The 223-nt window shown below is 65.9% G+C and carries 1 protein-coding gene; it reads left to right on the forward strand.

What is annotated here, in order from left to right; genetic code table 11:
• The coding region (locus AC2CHE_RS27055; protein WP_484507638.1) for a non-reducing end alpha-L-arabinofuranosidase family hydrolase at positions 1-223 on the forward strand (223 nt) is incomplete at both ends.

Genomic DNA, 223 nt, shown 5'->3' on the forward strand with positions numbered 1-223 from the left:
GATGGGTTCGGCCAGCCAGAACCAGATGCCGTTCTCGGCGGTCGCGCCGTCGTTGTTCTACTTCGCCCCGCGTGACGTGTGGGTGCTGGCCTACCAGTGGGGTGGGCCGGCCTTCTCGTACCGCACCTCGACCGACCCCACCAACGTGAACAGCTGGTCGGCGCACCAGACACTGTTCAGCGGGTCGATCTCGAATTCGAACACCGGCCCGATCGACCAGGCG

The sequence above is a fragment of the Micromonospora sp. ATLC16 genome, assembly GCF_057196645.1.